The sequence below is a fragment of the Flavobacterium sp. N2038 genome (assembly GCF_025947185.1).
Taxonomy (GTDB): Bacteria; Bacteroidota; Bacteroidia; order Flavobacteriales; family Flavobacteriaceae; genus Flavobacterium.
This window is the reverse complement of sequence record NZ_CP110001.1, coordinates 2280412-2304855: the sequence shown is the minus strand read 5'-3', so window position 1 is coordinate 2304855 and position 24444 is coordinate 2280412. Positions and strand designations below refer to the sequence as shown.

The window sequence follows — 24444 nt, the reverse complement described above, 5'->3', positions numbered from 1 at the left end:
CATTAAACCAAATGTTTAATTGAAACCAAGCACCCTAGCCCTGATGGGAACGACATCTCCCCATTTAGAAAAACAAAGCTTTTGAGCCGTAGTTTTTATTTATCGGGAATATAGCGAACAGCAGGATTAGCTCCTTCCTTTGACTACATTTAAAACGACACAGCTAGAAATAAAAATATAAATAATTAAAATACCTAAAATGAGATTAGAAGATTTTGATAATGATGAAGACAAAGTAATTCAGGATAGTTTAAAACAAAAGACCTGGAATGAAATTAGAACCAATGACAGTTGGGCAATTTTTAAAATTATGTCTGAGTTTGTAAACGGTTACGAAAGCATGGGCCGTATTGGGCCGTGTGTATCTATTTTTGGATCGGCACGTACAAAACCAGATGACAAATATTACTTACTGGCTGAAAAAATTGCTTTTAAAATCAGTAAAGCGGGATATGGCGTAATTACGGGAGGAGGCCCGGGAATTATGGAAGCTGGAAATAAAGGTGCACATTTAGGCGGCGGAACTTCTGTTGGTTTAAATATTGAATTGCCTTTTGAACAGCATTTTAATCCCTATATTGATCATGATAAAAACCTGAATTTTGACTATTTCTTTGTGAGAAAAGTAATGTTTGTTAAATATTCTCAGGGATTTGTGGTTATGCCTGGAGGTTTTGGAACTTTAGACGAAATGTTTGAGGCAATTACTTTAATTCAAACCAAAAAAATTGGAAAATTTCCAATTATATTAGTTGGAGTTGAATTTTGGTCTGGTTTATTTGAATGGGTAAAAACAGTTTTAGTCGAAAAAATGCACACTGTAAGTCCTGAAGATTTAAACTTATTTAAAATTGTAGATACAGAAGATGAAGTAGTAGACGTTTTGGATAAATTCTACAAGAAATACGATTTGAGTCCAAATTTCTAAGATACATATTAAACCATATAAGTGATTTAAACAGAATTCAGAATCCTTGATTTACAACTACTTAAATCACTTATATGATTAAATTTTAAGAGCTGTTTTTTAAAACAGCTTTTTTTATGCTATTTTTACAAAAACCGAAGTAATATTTTAATCGTAACTTTAGATAGATTTATAATTTTTTACGCCATTATTTGAAATCAATTTACAAAATTATAATCCTCTATGTTGTTTTATTACACTCCATAAAACAATACGCGCAACATCAGTCGAAGATGGATGTAGCGGTAAATCTTGAGCTTAAAACTCTGAACGTAAGACAGGATATTACATATATCAACACCTCTAATGATAATCTTGATTATATTGTTCTGAACGATTGGAACAATGCTTTTTCTAATAAAAATACACCACTGGCTAAACGCTTTTCTGATGAGTTCTACAGAGGATTTCATTTAGCAAAAGAAACCGAAAGAGGAAACACAACCATTTTAAGTCTTACCGATTCAAATTTAATAGCACTTGAATGGGAAAGAACAGAAAAAAATCCTGATTATATTACCGTAAAATTAAATCGAAAACTGCAACCGGGAGAACAAATCGATTTACATATTACTTACATCCTAAAAATTCCAAGTGATAAATTTACCCATTATGGCTATAATGGAAATGGAATGAACTTAAAAAACTGGTTTTTAAGCCCTGCGCGTTTTGAGAATCATGATTTCATTAAAAACAGTAATTTTAATCTGGATGACATTGCCAATGCCGTAATGGATTTTAATGTTGAAATAAAAGTTCCGAACAGCCATTCTGTGATAACAGATTTAAATTCAGTTTCAAAAGACATTTCAAATTCGACTTTTACTAATTATTTGTTCTCAGGAAAAAACAGAACTGATTTTAGTTTAATTATCGAAAAACAAAATAATTTCAGGAGTTATAACAACGGAACAATTGAAGTTTTATCTGATTTAAAGAATAAAAAAATCAGTGAAATTCAAAAAGCAATTGTTATAGACAGAGTTGCAAAATTCGCCAATGATTTTATCGGACAATATCCACATCAAAAAATTACGGTTTCACAAGCAGATTATGACCGAAATCCATTCTATGGATTAAATCAGCTGCCTTCATTTATTAGTCCGTTTACAGATGAGTTTATGTTTGAAATCACTTTCTTTAAAACGTATCTGAATAATTATTTAAAGAACAGCTTAAGACTAGATCCTCGAAAAGATAATTGGGTTTATGACGGGATTCAGATTTATACCATGATGAAATACATGGAGGAAAATCATCTGGATGAAAAAATGCTGGGTAGACTTTCTGAAATGAAACTCTTTAAAAGCTACAATATAACCAATCTGACTTTTAATGAGCAATACAGCTATTATTATATGTTAATGGCTCGTAAAAATCTGGATCAGCCTTTGGGAGATCCAAAAAACACTTTGATAAAGTTTAATGAACAAATTGCCAGTAAATATCGCGCCGGTTTAAGCTTAAGTTATTTAGATGATTATTTAAACCATAATATTGTTCCCGAGAGTATTTCTGAGTTTTATAATCTAAATAAAACAGAGCAGACAAATAGATATGATTTTGAAAAGATTCTGATAAAAAAAGCACCAAAAAATATTGACTGGTTCTTTAAGACCATTATTGATTCAAGAGATATTATTGACTATAAATTTGGGCACGTTTCCCGAACAGCAGACAGTATACAATTCACCATAAAAAACAAAACCGGTATTTATGCGCCAATTCCAATCTATGGAGTAAAAAAGAAAGATGTTGTTTTTAAAAAATGGATTGAGCCAACAAAAGCAGATTCTGTTTATCAATTTGATCGAAAAAATGCGGATAAAATTGTCATAAACTATGATAATGAAGTTCCTGAATTTAATCAAAGAAACAACTGGAAGTCTTTAAAAAGTATTGCGATTACCAATCGTCCGATAAAATTCAATTTTGCAAAAGATTTAGAGGATCCATACTACAATCAGATATTATATATACCAACATTAACGTATAATTACTATGATGGTTTTACACCGGGAATTCGCTTTCATAACAAAACAATTCTCGACAAGCCTTTTAATTTTGATATAAATCCTGCCTATTCAATTAAAGCAGGGACAATATCAGGATCTTCGGCTTTTTCATGGAGTCAGTATTATCGTAATAGTACACTTTATAATGTAAAATATTCAATCAGTCAAAATTATTACCACTACGCTCCCGATGCCACCTATTTGCGCTTAAACCCAATGGTGCAGTTTCGCATTCGTGAAGAAAACTTTAGAGATAACAGAAAGCAGATTATTTTATTGAGACAGGTTATTGTAAACAGGGAAGAAAGTGAATTTATTACTGATAATTCTAAACCTAATTATTCTGTTTTTAATGCCCGTTATGCCAACACAAAAACAGAGCTGATAGATCATTTTAGTTTTATGACTGATGTACAATTTTCCGGTGACTTCGGGAAATTATCCGGAGAAGTAGAATACAGAAGACTATTTGAAAATAACCGAAAATTAAATGTGCGTTTATATGCCGGAAGCTTTCTGTATAACAGCACAAATTCAGATTATTTTAGCTTTGGCTTAGACAGACCAACGGATTATCTTTTTGATTATAATTTTTACGGAAGATCAGAAAGTACCGGTTTTTTCAGCCAGCAATATATTATGGCCGAAGGAGGTTTTAAATCAAAACTGGAACCGGGGTACGCCAATCAATGGATGGCAACCCTGAATGGAAGCTACGCTATTTGGAACTGGATTGAAGTTTACGGAGATGTTGGTTTCTTAAAAAACAAGCATCAAAAAGAGTTTTTTGCCTACGATAGCGGAATTCGTTTAAATTTAGTTCAGGATTACTTTGAATTTTATTTTCCGGTCTACTCAAATAACGGATGGGAGATTACTCAAAATAAATACAACGAAAAAATTAGATTTGTGATTACTTTCTCACCAAAAACATTAGTCAATCTTTTTACCCGAAAATGGCTTTAATCGAATAAATTTTAGAAAAAACCTTGAATTATTATCAGCAAATTTAAAATTTAACCAACAATAATATAAATAAAATACGTAGTTTTTTGATTTTAAATACAAATAATTAAATTATATTTATTTTAAAGAATTATGATTATTGATTGTTTTTAAGTAATTTCGCAGTCTCAACATGACCCTACAAGATTATGATAAAAGAAAAAAACAATACTACTTTAACGTTTGAAGATTTCAAAACTGAAGTATTGAACGACTACAGAATTGCAGTAACTAGCCGTGAATGTAGTCTTTTAGGTCGTAAAGAAGTACTAACTGGTAAAGCCAAATTTGGAATATTTGGCGACGGAAAAGAAGTACCGCAGCTTGCCATGGCAAAAGCTTTTAAAAATGGCGATTTCCGATCTGGATACTATCGTGATCAGACTTTTATGATGGCGATTGGCGAATTGACTCCAAAACAATTTTTCGCTGGTTTATACGGTCACACCGATTTAGATTTTGATCCAATGTCTGCCGGAAGACAAATGGGCGGACACTTTGTAACGCACAGTTTAAACGAAGACGGATCATGGAAAGATCTAACAAAACAAAAAAATTCAAGCTCAGATATATCTCCTACAGCAGGACAAATGCCTAGATTACTAGGTTTGGCTCAGGCTTCAAAAATTTACAGAAACGTTGATGGAATCACCATCAAAGACAAATTTACTGTAAATGGAAACGAAGTTGCCTGGGGAACTATAGGAAACGCCAGTACATCTGAAGGTTTGTTTTTTGAAACTATAAATGCTGCCGGAGTTTTACAGGTTCCGATGGTTATGAGTGTTTGGGATGATGAGTATGGAATCTCTGTACACGCAAGACACCAAACAACAAAAGAAAACATTTCTGAAATCTTAAAAGGTTATCAGAGAGATGAAGATGCAAAAGGTTACGAAATTTTCAGAGTTAAAGGATGGGATTATGCCGAACTGGTTTCTACTTATGAAAGAGCCGGAGCTATCGCACGAGAAGAACATATTCCGGTTTTAATTCACGTAAACGAATTAACTCAACCTCAGGGACACTCTACTTCTGGTTCTCATGAACGTTACAAAAATGCAGAAAGACTGGCCTGGGAAAGAGATTTTGATTGTATTCGTCAAATGCGTTTATGGATGATTGCTATTAATATTGCATCTCCAGAAGAACTTTCTGAAATTGATTTTGAATTAAAAAATGAAGTACTGCAGGCAAAAAAAGATGCCTGGAACTCCTTTATCAATCCAATTATAGAAGATCAAAAAAGTCTTCTGGCTTTATTAGAACAAATTGCTGAAGCAAGTATCAATCATAAAGACAGAATTAGAAAATACATTTCTGAATTAAATGCTATTAAAGCCCCTTTAAAAAAGGAATTACTGGTTTATGCGCGTAAGATTTTACGTTTTATCGAAGTTCCAAACAGCAAGACTTTATTAGCAGAATGGATTACCGATTATATTAAAATTACACAGGAGAAATTCAGTAGTAATTTACACTCTAATTCAGAGTCAAATGTTTTTTCTGTTAAAAAGGTACTTCCTGAATATGCCGAAAATGCAAAACCGGATTCTGATGGACGAATGATTTTACGTGATAACTTTGATGCTTTATTTTCTAAATATCCTGAAACCTTAATTTTTGGTGAAGATGTTGGAAACATTGGTGACGTAAACCAAGGTCTGGAAGGAATGCAGGAGAAATATGGCGAACTTCGTGTTGCCGATGTTGGTATTCGTGAGGCAACTATTCTGGGTCAGGGAATTGGAATGGCATTGAGAGGTTTACGTCCAATTGCTGAAATTCAATATTTAGACTATTTATTGTACGCCATTCAGATCATGAGTGATGATTTGGCTACATTACAATACAGAACTGTTGGAAAACAAAAAGCACCATTAATTATCAGAACCCGTGGACATCGTTTAGAAGGTATCTGGCATTCTGGTTCACCAATGGGAATGATCATCAATGCTATTCGCGGAATTCATGTTTTGGTTCCAAGAGATATGACTCAGGCTGCAGGATTCTACAATACGCTTTTAGAGTGTGATGAACCAGCTTTAGTTATTGAATGTTTAAATGGTTACCGCTTAAAAGAGAAAACACCTTTGAATTTTGGTGAATTTAAAACCCCAATTGGTGTTGTTGAAACATTAAAAGAAGGTGCAGATATTACTTTGGTTTCTTACGGTTCAACTTTAAGATTGGTACATCAGGCTGCAAATGAACTTTTAGACTTAGGAATTGACTGTGAAGTTATCGACGTTCAATCTTTACTTCCTTTTGACATAAATAAAGACATTGTAAAAAGTATTGCAAAAACAAATCGTCTTTTAGTAATCGACGAAGATGTTCCTGGCGGAGCTTCTGCTTACATTATGCAACAAATTCTTGAGGAACAAGATGCTTACAAATATCTTGACAGCAAACCACAAACTCTTGCTGCAAAAGCTCACAGACCAGCTTATGGTACCGATGGAGACTATTTCTCAAAACCTTCTGCCGAAGATATTTTTGAAAAAATCTACAGTATGATGAATGAAGTTAATCCTTCTAAATATCCTAGTTTATACTAAGATTTTAGTTCAGTTATAATATAAAAAAGCTCCAAATATTGGAGCTTTTTTTTGTTTTTAAAATCAACTTTGCCATTTCTTATTCTTCGAAATGACAAAATCTGGCTTAATCTGTGCTTTCGCGAAAGCGAACTCGTTTTATAAGAGTATATATAAAGTTAGATATCTTTCAACATTGCTCTCGCTTTCTCTAAATCTTCAGCCGTATCAATTCCGATTCCAACATGAGTAGTTTCAACCATTTTAATACGTTTTCCAAATTCTAAATAACGTAACTGCTCCAACTTCTCAGAAGCTTCCAGTGATTTCATCGGAAGACTGTAGAAATCCAGCAAAGCCTGTTTTCTAAACGCATAAATTCCAATATGCTGAAAATATCGAACTCCGGCATCTTTCTCTCTTGGATACGGAATTACAGATCTGGAAAAATAAAGTGCAAATTGTGATTGATCGACCACAACTTTTACATTATTCGGGTTATTGATTTCGTCTTCGTTTGTGATTTCACGCATTAGCGAAGCCAAATCAATCTTTTTCTCTTTATCGCTTTTAAAAACAGACAAAACCTGTTCTAATGGTCCGGCTTCTGTAAAAGGCTCATCACCCTGAACATTTACCACAATATCAACATCGAGATTTGCAACTGCTTCAGCAATACGATCACTTCCAGATTCGTGTTCTTTAATACTCATAATTGCTTTTCCGCCATTTGATACAATTTCATCAAAAATCAAATCAGAATCAGTTACAACAAATACATCATCAAATAAATTCGTAGAAACCGCAGCTTCATATGTTCTAAGAATTACCGTTTTACCTCCTAAATCCTGCATCAGCTTTGCAGGAAAACGTGTTGAAGCATATCGAGCCGGAATAACCGCTATTATTTTCATTATAAATCAATTTTTAAAGTCAAACAAATGTAAGTATTCAAAACTTAGATAAAAAACATAATTCAAACAGATCGTTACAAAACTGATTGGCAGCGCTTTAAAAAATGCATTATATTTATAAGAAAAAAGACATCATGAAAAAAGCATTGATTTTGTTACTGTTTTTAGTGAATTTAGGTTTTAATTATTCGGCTTTGAGTCAAAATAAAAGCAAGACAATCAACGCATTTTCAAATAGACTTTTTAACGGAAAAGGATACCAGCCCTTAGCAGATTTAAAGTGGAAATTTAAAACCAATGGTAAAATTTTCTCTTCTCCCATTGCTCAAAACGGAATTGTTTACATTGGAAGCGAAGATGGGTTTCTTTATGCAATTGAAGAGCAATCGGGCAAACAAAAATGGAAGTTTAAAACAAATGGAGCAATTCATAGTTCTGCCAGTATTTCTAAAAACATAGTTTATATTGGAAGTTTTGACGGGTATTATTATGCTGTAAATGCAACAACCGGAAAGCAAATCTGGAAATTCAAAACCAAAGGGGAACATTGGTATGGAGAAATTGGAATGTGGGGCATGAAACCAAACGATATGCTAATGAATGATTTATGGGATTTTTATTTATCATCTCCCGTTATTTTCAAAAACCAAAATACAGCCTTAGTCATTTTTGGAAGCAGTGACGGAAATATGTATGCAGTTGATTCCAAAAATGGCACTTTAAAATGGACTTTCAAAGCCAATGAACCAATACACACTACTCCTGTTATTGAAAAAGAAAGTTTGTATTTTGGCGGATGGAATGGGATTTTCTATGCTTTAAACTGTAAAACAGGAAAAGAAAGATGGCGATTTTCAACTGATGTCAAAACCGGCTTCAAAGGCATCCAGGCTTCTGCTGTAGTTGCAAATGGACTGGTTTATTTTGGAGCAAGAGATCCTTATTTATTTGCACTTAATGCCGAAACCGGGAAATTAGTCTGGAAATACAATGCCGAAAATTCATGGATTTTGAGCTCGGCTGCTGTAAAAGATAACACAGTTTATGTTGGAACTTCTGATACGTATGCATTATTAGCCCTTGATGCAAAAACCGGACAGGAAAAATACAGGTTTAAAGGAAATGGCTATATATATTCATCACCTGCAATATCAGGAAATACGGTGTATTTTGGAGATTTTAGCGGTAATTTTTTCGCTTTAAACTTATTTTCAAACGGAAAAGAATCTTCTTTTGTAAGTACTGAAAACAGAAAAAAATACTCCTCTGAAATTCTAAACAACAATCATCTTGACTTTGCTCATGCTTCTAAAGATGCCGATTTATCGATCTATGCTGAAAACCAAAAAGTAATGGATGAATTTTATAAACTAGGACCAATTGTTTCATCTCCATTTATAAACAATAATACTATTTATTTTGGAAGCGCAGATGGTTATATATATGCTTATAATTTAAAAGGAGAATAGAAAAACTTCGAGAATCTCTGCGAGAACCATAGTGAATCTCTGTGACGGAATCATTACACAAAGTCGCGCAAAGATTTTCGCAGAGATTCGCTAAGTTATAATTACATTATTTTTACTAAGGTAAAAACTTAATGAACCCGCTAGTAATTTGTCATTAAACAAATCCAGTTCATTGGTAAAACTTTCTTATTTTATTTTTTAAAACAAAAAATCAAACCAAAACTGTGACACGAAGATAAGTTGCGGGAATTAATGTAGAATTTTCGTCATCACTTTTGTTTTGGCTATTAACTAAACCTTCAAGTTTAGCATACAAATCAGAAGTTTTCCCATTTTGTTCTGCAGCTTCAAAAGCATTCATAGTTGGACCATAATAATTTTTTAATCGATCCAGCCACTCCGATGGTGGGAATGCTGCTTTAAATGTAAAGGTATCTCTATCAAAAGAAATATTTTCTTTAAGAATACCCGCATTTGTGAATCTATCGATTACGTTATCCTCAATACCCCAAAGCATTGGACTTATAAAACCCTCAGGAGGTGGCGGCGTAAATTCAGAGCTAATCTTCAAAATTTGTGCAACCAACGTTGGATCTCCTGGTATCCAATTCCCCATAATAATTTTACCTCCAGGTCGTGTGACACGAACCATTTCTTTAGCAACATCAAACGGTTTTGGTGCAAACATTGCTCCAAAAATGCTCATTGTAACATCGTAAGATTGATTTTTCAATTCATTCAAATCGGTTGCGTCACCTTCTTTAAATACTATATTAACCAATCCTTCTTTTTTTGCTCGAAGATTACCCGCTTCAACTAAATTTCTTGCTATATCAACGCCTAAAACATTGGCTCCTAATTTCGCCGAAGGTATTGCGGTAGTACCATCGCCACAGCCGAGATCTAAAACGTTACTATTTTCTTTAATTCCAATTTTGGCAACCAATTCCGCACCACTTTCTCTCATAGATTCTGCAACGCGTGTAAAATCGCCCTTTTCCCATAATGCTTTGTTTGGATTCATCTTAGTTTTATCAGTGATTATAGTGCTGATGCCGCACTTTTACTTAATTTGTAAACATCTTCTATCATTTTTTAAATTATCACCAGTTAATCACAAAAGGCATTTAAAAAACTACTTTAAAAGAAGATACAGACTAAATAATCAACTGACAAACAATTACTTATGTAAAAATAAACAAATTTACATGAACCATTTTACTATCTCATCAATTTATTTTTTAAACAAATTGTGTCGATTATAACTTGTAGATCATTATCATAAAAATGGAAAACTATTAAAAAAACTATTACAATATTTTTACTGAAGTCATACTTAAAGAACCCGCCAAAAGTTTATCATTAAACAATTCCAATTCATCGTTTTTATCTTTTAGACCTAAAGTATACAACAGAGGCAAATAATGATCCGGAGTTGGAATTGCTAATTGAACGGCTTTATTTAGTTTTTCAAAATCAATCAAAGGCTGGAAATTTCCGTCTAACAAATAATTATTGACTGTTTCTCGTGCTTCAATTGCCCAATCGTAACCATAATTATCTTTATCAAAATTTCTAAAATCTACCATTCTAAGATTATGCACAATGTTTCCACTCCCAATAATCAAAACACCTTTATATCTTAAAGCTTGTAATTTCTGTGCCAATTCAAAATGATATTGCCCTGATTTGGTATAGTCAATACTCAACTGAATTACGGGAACATCTGCATTTGGATACAAATGTTTAATTACACTCCACGCGCCATGATCCAGACCCCAATGTTCATCTAAATCTACTAATACAGGATCTAGTATTTTTTTGGTTTCCAGAGCCAGCTCAGGACTTCCTTTTGCCGGATATTGCACATCAAAAAGGGCTTGCGGGAAACCTCCAAAATCATGAATAGTCCTTGGCATCGCCATAGAAGTTACTTTTGTACCATTTGTAAACCAATGTGCCGAAACACATAAAATGGCATTTGGCTGGGGTAAAGTTTTGGCCAAATCACGAAAACCTGTCACAAACTGATTTTCTTCGATTGCGTTCATTGGGCTGCCGTGTCCTAAAAACAAAACCGGCATTTTATCTGTATTCGAAAACGTAGACGAAATCGAATGTAAGTCGTTTAGTGTTGTCATTGTAAAAGTTTTTTTCTTTCGCCACAGATTAAAAGGATTGGAGAGATTTCTAAAGAAACGTTGAAATTTTTCACGCAGATTTCGCAGATTCAGCAGATTTTTTTTTTGAAGCACAAAAGCGTAATCAGTCTAAACTGCAAAATCTTTGTGAATCAAAACTTTAGCATCTATTTTTTTGACCGAGTAAACCGTTTAACTTTAGGTAAAAAATCTGTGCTAATCATTTTAATCTGTGGCAAGAAAACTATTCCTCAAAACTCTCGTCTTTAAATCCTATCAAATATAACTTATTTTTAGCACGTGTCATAGCGGTATAAAGCCATCTGATGTAATCACGATCGATTCCATTTGGAAGATAAGGCTGCTCAATAAAAACAGTATTCCATTGGCCACCCTGCGATTTATGACATGTTATAGCATAAGAGAATTTAACTTGCAAACCATTGAAATATTCATTCTCTTTTACTTTTTGAAATTTCTTGTATTTCGTGGTTTCATCTTCGTAATCTTTCATCACCTCTTCGTACAAACGATTCGATTCTTCGTAGGTTAACGACGGAGATTCACTTTTTATGGTATTCAAAAGCAAAACTGTTTCAAAAGGCTTTTGATCCGGATAATCAACCATTCTTATTTTTACTTTCGCAAAAGTAAATCCGTATAATTCTTTGATTCCAAACATCTCCAGAACCTCTATAATATCTCCGTTGGCAATAAACCCTGCCTCATCTGTTTCTTTAAGCCAGAAATAATTGTTTTTTACAACCATCAAAAAATCTCCAACCGAAAGTTCACTTTCTTTAAACAAAATTCGGGTTCTGATTTGTTCATTATACTGATTTGCCCTTTTATTTGATCGCACAATAAAAGCGGTATCTTCAATACTATAATTACTGTAAGCTGTGTTTATGGCATCCTGAATATCATATCCATCTGTTAAACGAACAATATCTTTAAACTTTTTTACATTGAATTTAAATTCTGTAATAAAACTTTCTTTCAATAATTCACGTAATTCTGTCGCATTAAATAAAATTCCGGAACTTTCTTCCTGACGCATTACTTCGTCTAATTCTATATGTTCAATTTCTTTATCGTAATGAACACCCAATGTTTGAATATCCAACGCCGGACTTATGTCTAAATTTACAGGCGGCAACTGAGCCGTATCCCCTAAAAGTATCATTTTACAATTGGTTCCTGAATACACATAATTAATCAAATCATCCAATAAAGAACCACTATCTAAGGTGCTATCTGAAATCATCGAAGCTTCATCGACGATAAACACCGTGTTTTTATGCTTATTAACCTGTTTGGTAAAAGCCACTCCTCCACCCGATGACTTTTTAGGAAAGTATATTTTTTTATGAATTGTAAATGCCGGTGTATTAGAATAATTAGCAATTACTTTAGCAGCTCGCCCTGTTGGCGCCAGCAAAACAAACTTTTTATTAATCTCTCCAAGATTATTTACAATGGTCGAAATCACGGTTGTCTTTCCTGTTCCTGCATATCCTTTTAATACAAAAATGGTATCGTTTTGAGGTTCGGTTAAGAAAATAGCAATTTTTTGAAAAAAAATATCTTGTTTGTAAGTAGGTGCAAAAGGAAATCTTTTTTGTAAAGTGCCGTAAAACGATGCTGAATTCATAGGATAAAATTGGAATACAAAGTTCGGCTTTTTAAATGGCAATTACAATTCATAATGTCAATATCAAATTCCAATAACGACGAAAGTTTCAAAAATCAAATGAAACCACGTAATTGATAATAAGTAACTAAAGTCGGATCTGCGTACTAAATGAAGTTACTAAACTTGTATGTCAAAAAAATTAACGCTAACACAACTTCTTGTTAACTTCACTCTAAAATTGTTTTTTGAAATTGCAATTATATTTGTTGCTTTTTAATTTGTAAGTTTGTGGTCGCCTTAAATTCTTTTCTTGATTCAAAAAACAGGTAACGAATTGTAAATCAAATATGTCATTGCAAAATACTAACATCACTTCCAAAAATTACAAAAAGCTTTCTATTCAGGTTTCCCTGACCGGATTTTCATTTTGTTGTTTTGATACTTTAAATAATATTATCACTTCGTATAAAGAAATAAAGTTTGACACCTCAAACAAAACCCATAAAATTGAAGATTTATTTAATGATGCTTTCAAAAACAATGCTGAATTAAAAAGTACTTACGATGAAGTATTGGTTATTCACGACAATAATCTTTCTACTTTTGTCCCAACGGCTCTATTTGATGAAGATTACCTTGGAAGTTACTTACAATATAACACAAAAGTCTTTGAAACAGACTTTTTTACTTTTGATCATATTTCGAATTATCAAATGAATTCTGTTTACATTCCGTATGTAAACATTAATAATTTTTTGATCGATAATGTTGGTTCTTTTGATTACAAACATGCCAATAGTATTTTAGTAGAAAAAATTCTGGACAACTCCAGAAATATTGACGAAAAGAAAATGGTTGTCAACTTTAATTCAGATCACTTCGAAATTATTGTTGTTCAAAATCAAAAGCTATTATTTTTCAATTCTTTTGAATATCAAACCCCTGAAGATTTTATTTATTACCTACTATTTACTGCCGAACAATCGAATTTAAATCCTGAGGTTTTTCAACTCGAATTATTAGGCACAATAGACCAAAACGATCCGTTCTATGCCATTGCATACAAATACGTTCGTAATATATCCTTTATGGATGTAAGCACTTTACAGCAAAAAAACAGCTTCTCTACTGCAGAAAACCAAAAACATTATATCTTATTTCAATCATGAGAATCATTTCAGGAAAACACAAAGGACGTCGCATTTTTCCACCAAAAAACCTTCCTGTTAGACCCACAACTGATATGAGCAAAGAGGCATTATTTAATGTTTTGAATAATCATTTTAGTTTTGACAGCTTAAAGGTTCTGGATTTATTTTCAGGAACCGGCAATATTAGTTTTGAATTCGCTTCACGCGGAAGTGCTCCTATTACTTCTGTAGATGGCGATTTTGGATGTGTGAAATTCATCAAACAAGTTTCATCAGAATATGATTTTGACATTGCAGCAACCAAAAGTGATGTTTTTAAATTTTTGGAAAACTGCAAAACAACATACGATATTATTTTTGCCGATCCGCCTTACGGATTAGATCAGGCAACATTTGAAAAAATTGTTCTGACTGTTTTTGAAAGAGATCTTCTCGAAGATGACGGAATGATGATTATCGAACATTCAAAATATACCAAACTGGATCATTTAAGCAACTTTTCATTCCAGAAAAGCTATGGAGGTTCGTATTTTACTTTCTTCGAATTAAACTCGACAGATGACGATGAAGAATTACCACATGATATCTCTAAAAAAGAAACCGAAGAAGACGAAGGATAGTTTACTTCAATTTTTAAATATTAAAGTCCCAAATTCCAATATTGGAATTTGGGACTTTAATTTTGGATTTTAAACTTTTTTACTCTTAAAATTGAAGTAATAATTAAGTCCCAAACCAAAAGTCCATTTTGTATCAACCCGATTGGCGTTAGGACTTAATTTATTTAATGGTTTTCCGAGATCAACATTCTGAAGATCTAAAATAAGACTCATTGAATCTGAATATTCATCAGAAAAATTAAAACTATAACCTATTCCGATACCAAAAGACTGGCTCCATTCTTTTGCAATTTCATATTTACCTGAGGTCAAATTACCAGTCGTATTGTTATAACTATATGAATTTTTATGTGCTTCAATTGTCGAAATAGAATACTTTGGAAGAATTTCAAAATAAGAAACCAATTCATTCCCTAGAATAATCTTTGGACAAAAACTAAAATTAACCGCAGATACAGATCTTGAAATTTCAGCAATCATTACATTATTAGCATCAAGCTTACTACTGGATTCCAAACTCCCTAGCAAACCGCTAATTTCAATTTCAGGTTTTATGTATTTACTCACATTAAACTCTGCCCCCGATCTTAAGCTTAAAAAGCCTGTTTTCTCAAAGTCAGAATGTATATAAACGCCGCCGCCAACAAAAGGCTTCACAATTTGGGCGTTAGCGAAAACAAAACTCAATAAAAACAAAACAACAAGTACTCTTTTATTCATATTCTTTTTTAAATTTCTATTCTTTTAATTATAATCTAAAGAACGTTACTTTTTTTTAGAATCTATAAGAATAAGCTTAAAAAAATGGTTTTTAAATTTTATCGAATTCTGCTTTCATTTTCATCAATATTTTTTTCTTTGAATTCGCTTTCTTTTATTTTTCCAAAAGTATAACGTATTGCAATCGAAATTTCATTGGCATCTACCAAATATCTGGATTTTGAGCTTATACCGCTTACTGTAAATTTTTCGGCATAAATCGTATTTTTAAAAACATCATTATAATTTAAAGTACAGTTCCAGTTCTTACCGAAAGATTTTGCAAGAGACATATCAAAAATAAAATTGGCTCTACGCTCAAAAACACCTTCTTTTTGTTTAGTCATTCCCCAAAATGAAAAAGCAAATGTAAAATCTTTAGGAAGCTTAAAAGTATTGTTTGAGTAATAATACAAATACGGCTTAGAGGAATTATACAATGCCGTATCATCTTCAATTTTATTTTTTATAAAGATTAAAGAATTGGTTGTTGTCCAGAATTTATAGGTAAAAGGCAAAGTAAAATCAATATTAAAACCAGTTTCTTTATCAAAGTTAAGCTCAGTAAAAGTTAGAACATTAGTTTGATCATTAAATACAAAATCACCATAAACCGGATTTCTGTTTCGATAAAAAGTTATTTTTACTGATTTATCATGGTACTGAAAAGCCGTCGAAATCTCATCGGTAAATGTTGGGTTTAGATTAATATTACTGCCGTAAATAAAATATGGATTTATATAGGTCGCAATTTGACTTAACGATGAATAATTTGGCCTTATGATACTTTTAGCATAATTTACATTAATACTTTTTGTGCTGTCTATTGGAAACGTAAACTGAGCTTTCGGAAAAAAATTGGTGTAATTTTTATCGATTGAAGGCAGAAAATCTGATTTAAACTTTCCTTTTGCTTTGGTATTTTCAAGTCTTAATCCAACAGAAAAATCAACTTTTTTAATCTTTCCGGAAAACTGTGTATATACTGCCGAATTTGATTCTTTAAAGTCATAATTAAAACCTGTATTTTCACCTTTTTCAAAATCAAAAATATCAGTATCCGATTTAGAGTTGGCCATTAAATAAAGTCCGCCATATTCCAGATTCATTTCGTTTTTAAACTTTTTTTCTAAATCGATTCTTCCGGAAAAAACATCAACATTAAATTTCTGATCTCTATTTTGTGAAAGTTCAAATTCAGTTTCATTAAAGTTATTTTCAACCAGACTCGATAAATTCTGATTAAAATTAGAATATTGAAAACCAGTAAACAAAACTGTATTTATAGACTTTATTTTTTTTGAATAATTCAGAAATGAATTCACAAAATTCTTACTGCTGGAATTTTCACTAAAAGTAAAAACATTGTTGACCTCGTTTTGATTTTTATTGTATGTAAATGTATTAATATCAAAAGTATCACTTTGCAATCTTCCGCTCACATTTACAGAGAAATAATCCTCGTCATTAATTTTATAAAACAAACCGCCGCCAAAAACATATTTATTTCTTTTGGTAGTAGCGCTAACATCATAATTAGACTCGATTGAAGCCTCCGGAATCTGATAATCAATACTATGATTCTCCCAGGGATTAAGACGATTGTAGTTAAAATTGACTTTCCACTCCAATTTATTTTTTTTAAAGCTAGAATTAAACCCCAGGTAATTATTATAATTCTTTTTAAAAGAAGCTACCTCAGAAATTTCAGTTCTAAAACTGTCTTTCCTGCTTAATTTTCTAGTAATTAAAATCACAGCCCGACCTTCAGCTTCATATTTAGAAGATGGATTCTGAATGATTTCAATTGTTTTAATATCGGCAACAGCCAAAGCATTCAAATCATTCATTTCGGCTTTTTGATTATCGATATAGATTAACGGATTCCCCTTTCCTACAATTGATATTTTTTCTCGATCGGGACTTATTTGAATCGTTGGCAATTTCGCAAGCAAATCAACAGGATTTGGAATGGTATTGTAAACAGAATTAGCCACATCGACTTTAATATTTCCATTTGAATTGGTAAAAGTCTTTTTATCCTGATTAATAACAATTTCATTTAATTGATTTGAGATCGAATCTTTTGAAGTTTCATTTTGAGCGTTTGCTATAAAGGACAAGAAAAAAAATAGTACCGCAAGAAAAAGTTTAAAAGGCAGATAGTTCATATTCTTAAATAAAGTTTTGATTAACAATCCTGCAAAAATGCTTTGAAAAACCAATTCCGAAAGTTAATTGAAGGTTAATGCGGAGTTAACGTCATTTTTGTTCCATAAAAGCATTATTTTTGATTCGAGAAATGGATCACTGATTTTACGGATTAAACGGGTTTATGCTCGTTTATTTTTTAGAAGTTAACTTAATATAAATCTGTCCAAAACCGATCAATCCGTGTCATCAACGGGCCATAATTTCAAAAAAATGAAACAAAGAATCAATTTATTAATAGCACTTTCTGTCGTCGCACTATTTGTTTTGTCGACCGTACAATGCTATTTAGTAAAAACTGCCTACGATTATAAAGTGGCACAGTTTCATACACAGATCAAAAATGAAATTGCCCAGATTACAAATAATTACAGCGATATTGATTCGGCTTTAGTTTCCAAAAAAGAAGCACTATATAAGAATTTATCGGAAAAATACATTAAAGGAAAAAGTTCTAAAATAGATATAAAACAAAGAATTTTAGAAAGTGAATACCAAAGCGCATTAACTACAGCAATTCAACGAAAATTTGAGCGCGATTTGCCCAACTTCAAAATTGATTTTGCTATTGTACTTAATAAATTCATTCTTTATAAAAACGCTAAAAAAGCCGATACGATTTTCTCAGAAAAGCCTTTTATTCAAAACAAATTATACGGCAATCTGGCTTCATTAAACCATGCTTTTTTGGTTCGGAATTATGTTGGGACCACAAACGGAACTTTTGAAAATCAGGATTATAAATTACTAACCGAAGATTCGATGTACGTCTCGGTTATCGATTGGGAAATGATTATCTTAAGACGAATGACCTTTATTTTAATTCTTTCGTTATTCTCGATCGCAACTTTAATCAGTCTCTTTATCATTGCTATTAAAGCCCTGATAAAACAGAAAAAAGTAAGTGATGTCAAAACCGATTTTATTAATAATATCACACACGAACTCAAAACGCCTTTAGCAACTTTAAGTATTTCAACCAAGATTTTAGAACAGAAAAATATTCGGGACAACGACGATAATTTCAATGCTATTATAAATACTATTTCACGCCAGAACAATCGTCTTCAGAATTTGATTGATCAGGTTATGGCAAATTCTTTGGCTGAAAATGAATTAGAATTGCAGAAAGAAAAGATAGAAACTGAAGATTTTCTTCTTTCAATTGTAAACGATTTTAAAATTACTTTTCCAAAAATTGATCTAAAAACTGATTTTCAAACCTCGAAAACCATTTTAGCACTGGATAAATTCCATCTGACAACGGCTTTTTTGAATGTATTGGAAAATGCTGTAAAATATGGCTCCAAAGCCATTACAATCAGAACCAGCATTGTAGAGAATCAATTTTCTATTAGTATTGAAGATGACGGAATTGGCATTCCTAAAAACAAACAATCCTTCCTTTTTGATAAGTTTTATCGTGTGCAACAAGGAAATCTTCATAATACAAAAGGCTTAGGTTTAGGTCTTTATTATGTAAATCAAATTGTAAAAGCGCATCATGGCACTGTTAACGTCGTGAGTGATTTAGGAAAAGGAACTCAGTTTACTATTTTATTAAAAGTTTAATTACCATATTTTGAAAAGATTACTTTTAGCCGAAGACGATTTTGATTTTGCTACGATTTTAAAACAATACCTAGAACTACATCAATTTGATGTAATCTGGGCAGAAAATGGCGAAATAGCTTTAGACTATTTTCAAAACCAGACATTTGATATCTGTGTGTTTGATGTAATGATGCCCAAATTGGACGGATTTTCATTGGCCGAAAAAATAATTACAATCAATCCCGAAATTCCATTTATTTTTCTAACGGCAAGAAAGTTAAAAGAAGACAAAATTATAGGTTTAAAACTTGGTGCCGACGATTATATTGTCAAACCTTTTGAAGTCGATGAACTGGTTTTGCGTTTGCAGAATATTTTAAAAAGAATCGAACAAAAAAGAAGTCTAGACGGAAATAATATAATTGAAATTGGTTCGTATATTTTTGACAATGAAAGACTAACACTCAATAATAAAAATCACGTGCAGCAACTTACAGAAATGGAAGCATCTCTTATAGAATACTTGTATCTAAATCATAATCAGTTATTAAAAAGAGATCAGATTTTAATGTCGGTATGGAAAAAAGACGATTATTTCTCCGGACGAAGCATGGATGTATTTATCAGCAGACTCAGAAAATATTTTAATTCTGATCCGAAAATCAAAATAGAAAGTGTTCGGAATATTGGCTTAGAATTTAAAATAGAAAAACCTTGATTTCTCAAGGTTTTTCTATTTTATGTTTCTGATTTATTTTCCAATAACCCAACCTAAAGTAAAATTAATGGGAAGTGCAAATTTTGTCTCAATTTCACTAAAATTCACTCCCGGACCAACATTAAATTCTAAATTTAATCTTCCTTTGTAAGTGCGTTGCAATCCCCAAAGCACGGCAACCGTAGACGAGGGAACGTAACTAAAATGCTCTGAATTGCCTGAAATAGGTTTGAAGTAATAGGAAGCATTTAGTGCTAAATAATTCCCAGAATTCCGCTCTGTTCTTTTTCCTTTAGTTGATCTTTTTTGTAAGTTATAATAATGACGAAGTTGCTCTGTAATTAACGGAGCAACATAAACATTTGATTCTCCATAAAAATCACTATAACTATAACCTAGTCCAAAAGCTGCTTCAGAATAAAGTGTATTTTTTTCTGAAAATCCATGTTCATAGACAAATCCTGGAAATAACATGTTTATTTTAAATTGATTTTTCACAACCGAAACCGGAGCTTCGTCTTGCGCATAAACTGAAGGGATCGTTGCAAGTAATAGTAACAACAGAAGGCAGTTTTTTTTCATATTTTGTTTTGGTTTAGTTGGTGGCAAAAATAGCATTTAAACTATATCACACAATCAAAAACAAAACTATTTTCTTACAAAATAAATTTACATAAGACTGCTTTTTCTTCCTTGAAATCATATAATTTCAGTAAACAATTGTATAACAACACTTAAGCCTTATAAACCTAAATTTGTTATGAACATTAAATCTAACAGTCATGAACCTAAAAAGATTTTTCGGAGGATTACTTACTATTCTCGGAATAGCAGGACTTATTTATACAGCCGTTATTTTTGCCGGTACATCAGGGGAAACAAGAGATATTAAATCCCTAATTATTTATGGTATTTTAGGAATTGTATTCTTTATGTCCGGAATAAGTCTGGTACGAACAACAAAAGACGAATCTTAAAACTTACTTCATTAAGACATTGGCGATCTTTTCGTAAAGAGGCGTTTTTATGCCGTGTTTTTTTCCTTCGTTAACAACAAATTTAGTGAGAGAATAAACCTCTGTGTTTTTACCCGCCAGTAAGTCCCTGTGCATTGATGAAGTAGCTTCTCTGGGCGATTTTTCCAGTTTAACAATAGTTTGCGCTACAATATCTTCCGGCAATTTTAAACCTTTTGCATTGGCTACATCTTCAATTTCATGAAGCAATTCGATATAAACTACTTTTGATTCTAAATTGGTTAAAACCTCACCAATATTCTGATTCAGATAAGATGTTGTAGTAGCGAGAGCCGAAATAAAAATGAATTTTTCCCAAACTGTTTCATCAATATTCTTAACCAGATAACTTTCTATTTTTGCATGTTGCAAAATAGCCTGTAATTCTTGGAGTTTTGAAGCCGGAGCAGTTTTAGAACCAAAAAAAAGTTTCTCATAAAACCCCATTTTACGAATGGTTCCGGGCGCAAAAATCATTGAAATAATATAAACACAACCTTGTAAGACTTCATTCTCCGGAAATATTTCCTGAATTCTTTCCTGTGCGTCTACTCCATTATACAAGGGAAGAATTATCGTTTTCCCAGTAATACAGTTTTTAAGAGCACTTAAACTCTCTTCTATATCGTATGTTTTTGTAGCGCAAATTAAATAATCCAGTACTCCAATTTCTTGCGGATCATTTGATACTAAATCCGGATGAACAATCGTTTCAAAATCATCCGTTATAATCTTCAATCCGTTTTCGGCAATGGCTTTTTTAGTTTCACCACGAGCAATAAATACTATTTCAACATCTTTAGAATCAGAGTAGGCTTTCGCCAAAAGTCCACCAAAATATCCACCTACACCTCCAAGTCCTAAAATTCCAATTTTTGTTTTCATGATCTTTTATTTTACCAGCCTCGTAAATACATCGAAGTTCAGATATACAATTATGTGCCTTTGTCAAGACAAATTGCCTGCTAACTAGTTCCATAAAAATTGAAGTGAAAGAATTTTATGAAACAAGTAAATACGTTTCACAAATATATAAAAAAAGCAGACCTGTAAGCCGGATTCTGTTCTTGTTATTGCTAACAATACCTTATCATTTATCTAGATTCCGCATTACTGCGGAACTCAAGCTACCTACCCTTCAACAACGGACGAGAAGCCCTTAAATGCTGATATACTTGGTATTTCACCGCATAGAGTTTACCTGGTTTCACTACAGCATTACCTGTACATACTTTCTGCTGCACTTGTCCTAATCCCGATCGAGACCGAGACCGACGGGTGTTACCCGCTATGCTTCTCTATGGTGTCCGGACTTTCCTCCCTCCGCCACGGCGGACGACGATAAGGCGGTCTGCGGGGCAAAAGTACAATTTTATCACTTAACAATATTGGTTTTAAATTTCCTATTTTATGAGTTTTATCATAACATTTTAATTTTAAAATAGTTATCTTTAAAATTCGATAATTATTAAATTCAGTTTATCATGAAAAGAATGTATCATTACGCAACTGTTTCAAAGGCTTTAGATCAATTGAATGAAAAAGGATTTACGTGCGATTTTAATCGAAATGCAGATGTGATTAAAAAGAATCCTGAGAAATTTGAAATTGTTCATGTGTATCGATACGAAGGGGATTCGGACCCGGGCGATGAGGCAGTTGTATACGGAATTAAATCGACTTCTGGCAAGAAAGGAGTTTATGTTGCTGGCTTTTCAGCCGATTCAGATCAGGAAACAGCAAAGTTTTTATTTGATTTAAGCATTAGAGGAAGATAATTTCATGAACTAATCCCATTATTGGTTTCATAAAAAATAATCTTTTCTACAATCAGGTAAAAACAAAATGAGAACAAAAAACTATTCTGTAATCTATGTCATTTCAATAAATTAAATCTAATTTAGAAGTCAAACAATAATGTAATTTATTTGTTGAAATGACATACAATACTAGCTCTATTCTTAATCTTTACACCCTTCTCTGTTTGTATCCCCTCAAAAAAAAAGCCCATTAAAAAATGGACTTTATAAAACAACATAAAATAGATTATGCTGTAGGTATTTTCAATTTCCAACCCGGCTGAATCAAATCAGGGTTTTTGATCACATCTTTATTAGCTTCGTAAATTGCCTGCCACGAAACACCATGTGCCTTTCCTATTTTTGATAATGAATCGCCACTTACAACAGTATAATCTGTCGTAACACCTTCTGCAACTTCAATATTCATCACAACATCAGCAGATCTAAAATCAGGATCTAACTTTCCGTACACATCCCAAAGTTTCTCTTTATCCTCTGCAGATTTTGCTGTACCATCAATATACAATACATTATCCTGCTCTCTTACTTGCAAATTAGCAACGCCTAAACTAGCAGCTGTATTGGTTAACTCGTTGTATTTATCTTGTAAAGTCATAGCTTCTTATTTAATAGTTAATTTGTTTTCAACTTTTTTAGGCTTTAATTCCTGTACGCTTTTAATCAAATTAGGCAATTGGCTTTTTTTGATATCTCCGGTAAGTGTTACCACTCCATCTTTAACAGAAGCAGTTACACCGCTGTATGTTTTTACAACCTCGCTTACAGAAGTATTTAAAACACTATCGGCATTAATTTCAACCGGAGCAGCTGTTGCAACAGGTTCCGGAGCCTTAATTTCGCAGTTATTTACCACCGATTTTACACCTTTAATTCCTTTAGCGATGTTCTCACAACTTTCTTTGCAAGCAGCATCTTTACAAATACCAGAAATAGTAGCAACACCATCCTTCACCGTAACTTCCATTCCGGGCATATCACCCATTTTTGCAGCAATTTCTTTTTGAATATCTGCATCTTTAGGACCACAAGCTACTAATGACAAAGCAAGGCACATTCCTAATAAAATTGATTTGATTTTCATAATGATATTTTTTAAATTAATTAATCCTCTAATTTAACGAATAAATTAATCAAATATTACAAAATAATCCTACAGTTTTAAATATTATTGATTTCTTAAAATTAGCTCATAAAAAAAGTTTTGAATTATAAAATTCAAAACTTCTATGATTCAAATGAGATGTTGTGATGAGATTTATATGTTTTCCTGTAGAATCTTGATTTTGGTTTATTTAATAACATTCCTATGCATCTTCATGTTTCTAAGATGCTTTTCTAGATTATAGTTTTCTGCTCTTCCCCTTTAACTACCATCTTTGATTACTTTTTCAAAAATGTTAATAGGTTTATTATTTATCTTTTTCAGATAATTTATCCACTAATTGCTCTAATTGACTTATAGGCATTTTAACAACTGATTCAACCATAACATCTTCAGAAGCAATAACTAAAACACCTTCATTATCTTCTTCATAACCTGCAGACACAGCATAAAAATGGGGATTTATGATTAAAGTTTCCTTTTTTCCATCTTTAAACCATCCGTAATTGGCTTCGTAAATAATTCTGTTTTCAAAAATTTGAATAACTTCTTCACCATAAGTGTTCCATAAAGAAACTCGTAGTGTATAAAACCCAATCAGGGAACAAATTCCGATTGCAATAAAATAGCCAATATGTAGACCGCTCCCAAGTGCAATCCCAAACATCGCTCCTCCTGTAGGTAAAATAAATAAAGAAAAAGCCAATACAAACATTACTGTTCGCACTAAAAACGGTGATTTCTTGACTTTCAGATTTAAAATATTATTTTGATAATGATATTGTTGCATATAAATTTGAGTT

21 protein-coding genes and 1 other RNA gene are annotated in these 24444 nt (G+C 32.3%); 10 read left to right on the top strand and 12 right to left on the bottom strand.

The window, feature by feature from the left end:
• The first annotated feature begins 199 nt into the window (after positions 1–199).
• The 3 genes from OLM51_RS10400 to OLM51_RS10390 all read left to right on the top strand — a co-directional run bounded on the left by OLM51_RS10400 (position 200) and on the right by OLM51_RS10390 (position 6548).
• Positions 200–928 carry a TIGR00730 family Rossman fold protein gene (locus tag OLM51_RS10400; protein WP_213258371.1) on the top strand — a complete coding sequence of 243 codons (729 nt, stop codon included), beginning with the start codon at positions 200–202 and terminating at the stop codon, positions 926–928.
• Between the two features lie 272 nt (positions 929–1200).
• On the top strand, positions 1201–3948 hold the full coding sequence (locus OLM51_RS10395) for an aminopeptidase (protein ID WP_264554242.1): 2748 nt from the start codon (positions 1201–1203) through the stop codon (positions 3946–3948).
• 188 nt (positions 3949–4136) lie between these two features.
• On the top strand, positions 4137–6548 hold the full coding sequence (locus OLM51_RS10390; protein WP_264554241.1) for a thiamine pyrophosphate-dependent enzyme: 2412 nt from the start codon (positions 4137–4139) through the stop codon (positions 6546–6548).
• Between the two features lie 158 nt (positions 6549–6706).
• On the opposite strand, the gene kdsB is transcribed toward OLM51_RS10390, so the two are convergent.
• Complete coding sequence (gene kdsB, locus OLM51_RS10385; RefSeq protein WP_264554240.1) at positions 6707–7441, bottom strand: 3-deoxy-manno-octulosonate cytidylyltransferase; 735 nt, start codon at positions 7439–7441, stop codon at positions 6707–6709.
• Positions 7442–7545: 104 nt separating this feature from the next.
• Between kdsB and OLM51_RS10380 the strand changes: the two genes are divergently transcribed.
• Positions 7546–8910 (top strand): PQQ-binding-like beta-propeller repeat protein, encoded by a 1365-nt coding sequence (locus OLM51_RS10380; protein WP_264554239.1) that lies wholly within the window; start codon positions 7546–7548, stop codon positions 8908–8910.
• Between the two features lie 211 nt (positions 8911–9121).
• Here the strand turns inward: OLM51_RS10380 and OLM51_RS10375 are convergent, their stop codons facing one another.
• The 3 genes from OLM51_RS10375 to OLM51_RS10365 all read right to left on the bottom strand — a co-directional run bounded on the left by OLM51_RS10375 (position 9122) and on the right by OLM51_RS10365 (position 12705).
• A complete protein-coding gene (locus OLM51_RS10375) occupies positions 9122–9934 on the bottom strand; it encodes a class I SAM-dependent methyltransferase (RefSeq protein ID WP_264554238.1) in 813 nt (270 codons plus the stop codon).
• 286 nt (positions 9935–10220) lie between these two features.
• Positions 10221–11051, bottom strand: coding sequence for a 4,5-DOPA dioxygenase extradiol (gene ygiD, locus OLM51_RS10370; RefSeq protein WP_264554237.1), 831 nt, complete (start codon positions 11049–11051; stop codon positions 10221–10223).
• Between the two features lie 244 nt (positions 11052–11295).
• Positions 11296–12705 carry an ATP-dependent DNA helicase gene (locus OLM51_RS10365; RefSeq protein ID WP_264554236.1) on the bottom strand — a complete coding sequence of 470 codons (1410 nt, stop codon included), beginning with the start codon at positions 12703–12705 and terminating at the stop codon, positions 11296–11298.
• A 329-nt stretch (positions 12706–13034) separates the two neighbouring features.
• Between OLM51_RS10365 and OLM51_RS10360 the strand changes: the two genes are divergently transcribed.
• Together OLM51_RS10360 and OLM51_RS10355 are read left to right on the top strand one after the other, a co-directional pair.
• Complete coding sequence (locus OLM51_RS10360; RefSeq protein WP_264554235.1) at positions 13035–13856, top strand: DUF3822 family protein; 822 nt, start codon at positions 13035–13037, stop codon at positions 13854–13856.
• Positions 13853–14458, top strand: coding sequence for an RsmD family RNA methyltransferase (locus OLM51_RS10355; protein ID WP_264554234.1), 606 nt, complete (start codon positions 13853–13855; stop codon positions 14456–14458). Before OLM51_RS10360 ends, OLM51_RS10355 begins: the two co-directional genes overlap by 4 nt.
• A gap of 69 nt (positions 14459–14527) precedes the next feature.
• Here OLM51_RS10355 and OLM51_RS10350 read toward each other — a convergent pair whose 3' ends face one another.
• Positions 14528–15178, bottom strand: coding sequence for a hypothetical protein (locus OLM51_RS10350; protein WP_264554233.1), 651 nt, complete (start codon positions 15176–15178; stop codon positions 14528–14530).
• A 98-nt stretch (positions 15179–15276) separates the two neighbouring features.
• The gene (locus OLM51_RS10345) at positions 15277–17388 is read right to left on the bottom strand and encodes an outer membrane beta-barrel family protein (protein WP_264554232.1); all 2112 of its coding nucleotides are present in this window, start codon (positions 17386–17388) and stop codon (positions 15277–15279) included.
• A 253-nt stretch (positions 17389–17641) separates the two neighbouring features.
• Between OLM51_RS10345 and OLM51_RS10340 the strand changes: the two genes are divergently transcribed.
• Positions 17642–19000: a sensor histidine kinase gene (locus OLM51_RS10340; protein WP_264554231.1), complete on the top strand. Its 1359-nt coding sequence runs from the start codon at positions 17642–17644 to the stop codon at positions 18998–19000.
• Positions 19001–19010: 10 nt separating this feature from the next.
• A complete protein-coding gene (locus OLM51_RS10335) occupies positions 19011–19700 on the top strand; it encodes a response regulator transcription factor (RefSeq protein ID WP_264554230.1) in 690 nt (229 codons plus the stop codon).
• A gap of 33 nt (positions 19701–19733) precedes the next feature.
• On the opposite strand, the gene OLM51_RS10330 is transcribed toward OLM51_RS10335, so the two are convergent.
• On the bottom strand, positions 19734–20282 hold the full coding sequence (locus tag OLM51_RS10330; protein WP_264554229.1) for a hypothetical protein: 549 nt from the start codon (positions 20280–20282) through the stop codon (positions 19734–19736).
• A gap of 200 nt (positions 20283–20482) precedes the next feature.
• On the opposite strand from OLM51_RS10330, the gene OLM51_RS10325 reads away from it, so the two are divergent.
• Positions 20483–20677 (top strand): hypothetical protein, encoded by a 195-nt coding sequence (locus OLM51_RS10325; RefSeq protein WP_264554228.1) that lies wholly within the window; start codon positions 20483–20485, stop codon positions 20675–20677.
• A 3-nt stretch (positions 20678–20680) separates the two neighbouring features.
• Here OLM51_RS10325 and OLM51_RS10320 read toward each other — a convergent pair whose 3' ends face one another.
• Together OLM51_RS10320 and rnpB are read right to left on the bottom strand one after the other, a co-directional pair.
• Positions 20681–21601, bottom strand: coding sequence for a ketopantoate reductase family protein (locus OLM51_RS10320; RefSeq protein WP_264554227.1), 921 nt, complete (start codon positions 21599–21601; stop codon positions 20681–20683).
• Between the two features lie 149 nt (positions 21602–21750).
• An RNA gene (gene rnpB, locus OLM51_RS10315) (RNase P RNA component class A) lies at positions 21751–22074 on the bottom strand.
• Between the two features lie 126 nt (positions 22075–22200).
• Here rnpB and OLM51_RS10310 point away from each other — a divergent pair.
• Positions 22201–22494, top strand: a complete 294-nt coding sequence (locus OLM51_RS10310; RefSeq protein WP_213258355.1) for a hypothetical protein — start codon at positions 22201–22203, stop codon at positions 22492–22494.
• Positions 22495–22762: 268 nt separating this feature from the next.
• Here the strand turns inward: OLM51_RS10310 and OLM51_RS10305 are convergent, their stop codons facing one another.
• The 3 genes from OLM51_RS10305 to OLM51_RS10295 form a co-directional block, all read right to left on the bottom strand.
• Entirely contained in the window at positions 22763–23134 is a 372-nt protein-coding gene (locus tag OLM51_RS10305) for a LysM peptidoglycan-binding domain-containing protein (RefSeq protein ID WP_264554226.1), read from the bottom strand.
• 6 nt (positions 23135–23140) lie between these two features.
• Positions 23141–23620 (bottom strand): BON domain-containing protein, encoded by a 480-nt coding sequence (locus OLM51_RS10300; RefSeq protein ID WP_264554225.1) that lies wholly within the window; start codon positions 23618–23620, stop codon positions 23141–23143.
• Between the two features lie 328 nt (positions 23621–23948).
• A complete protein-coding gene (locus tag OLM51_RS10295; protein WP_264554224.1) occupies positions 23949–24431 on the bottom strand; it encodes a hypothetical protein in 483 nt (160 codons plus the stop codon).
• Positions 24432–24444: the final 13 nt, after the last annotated feature.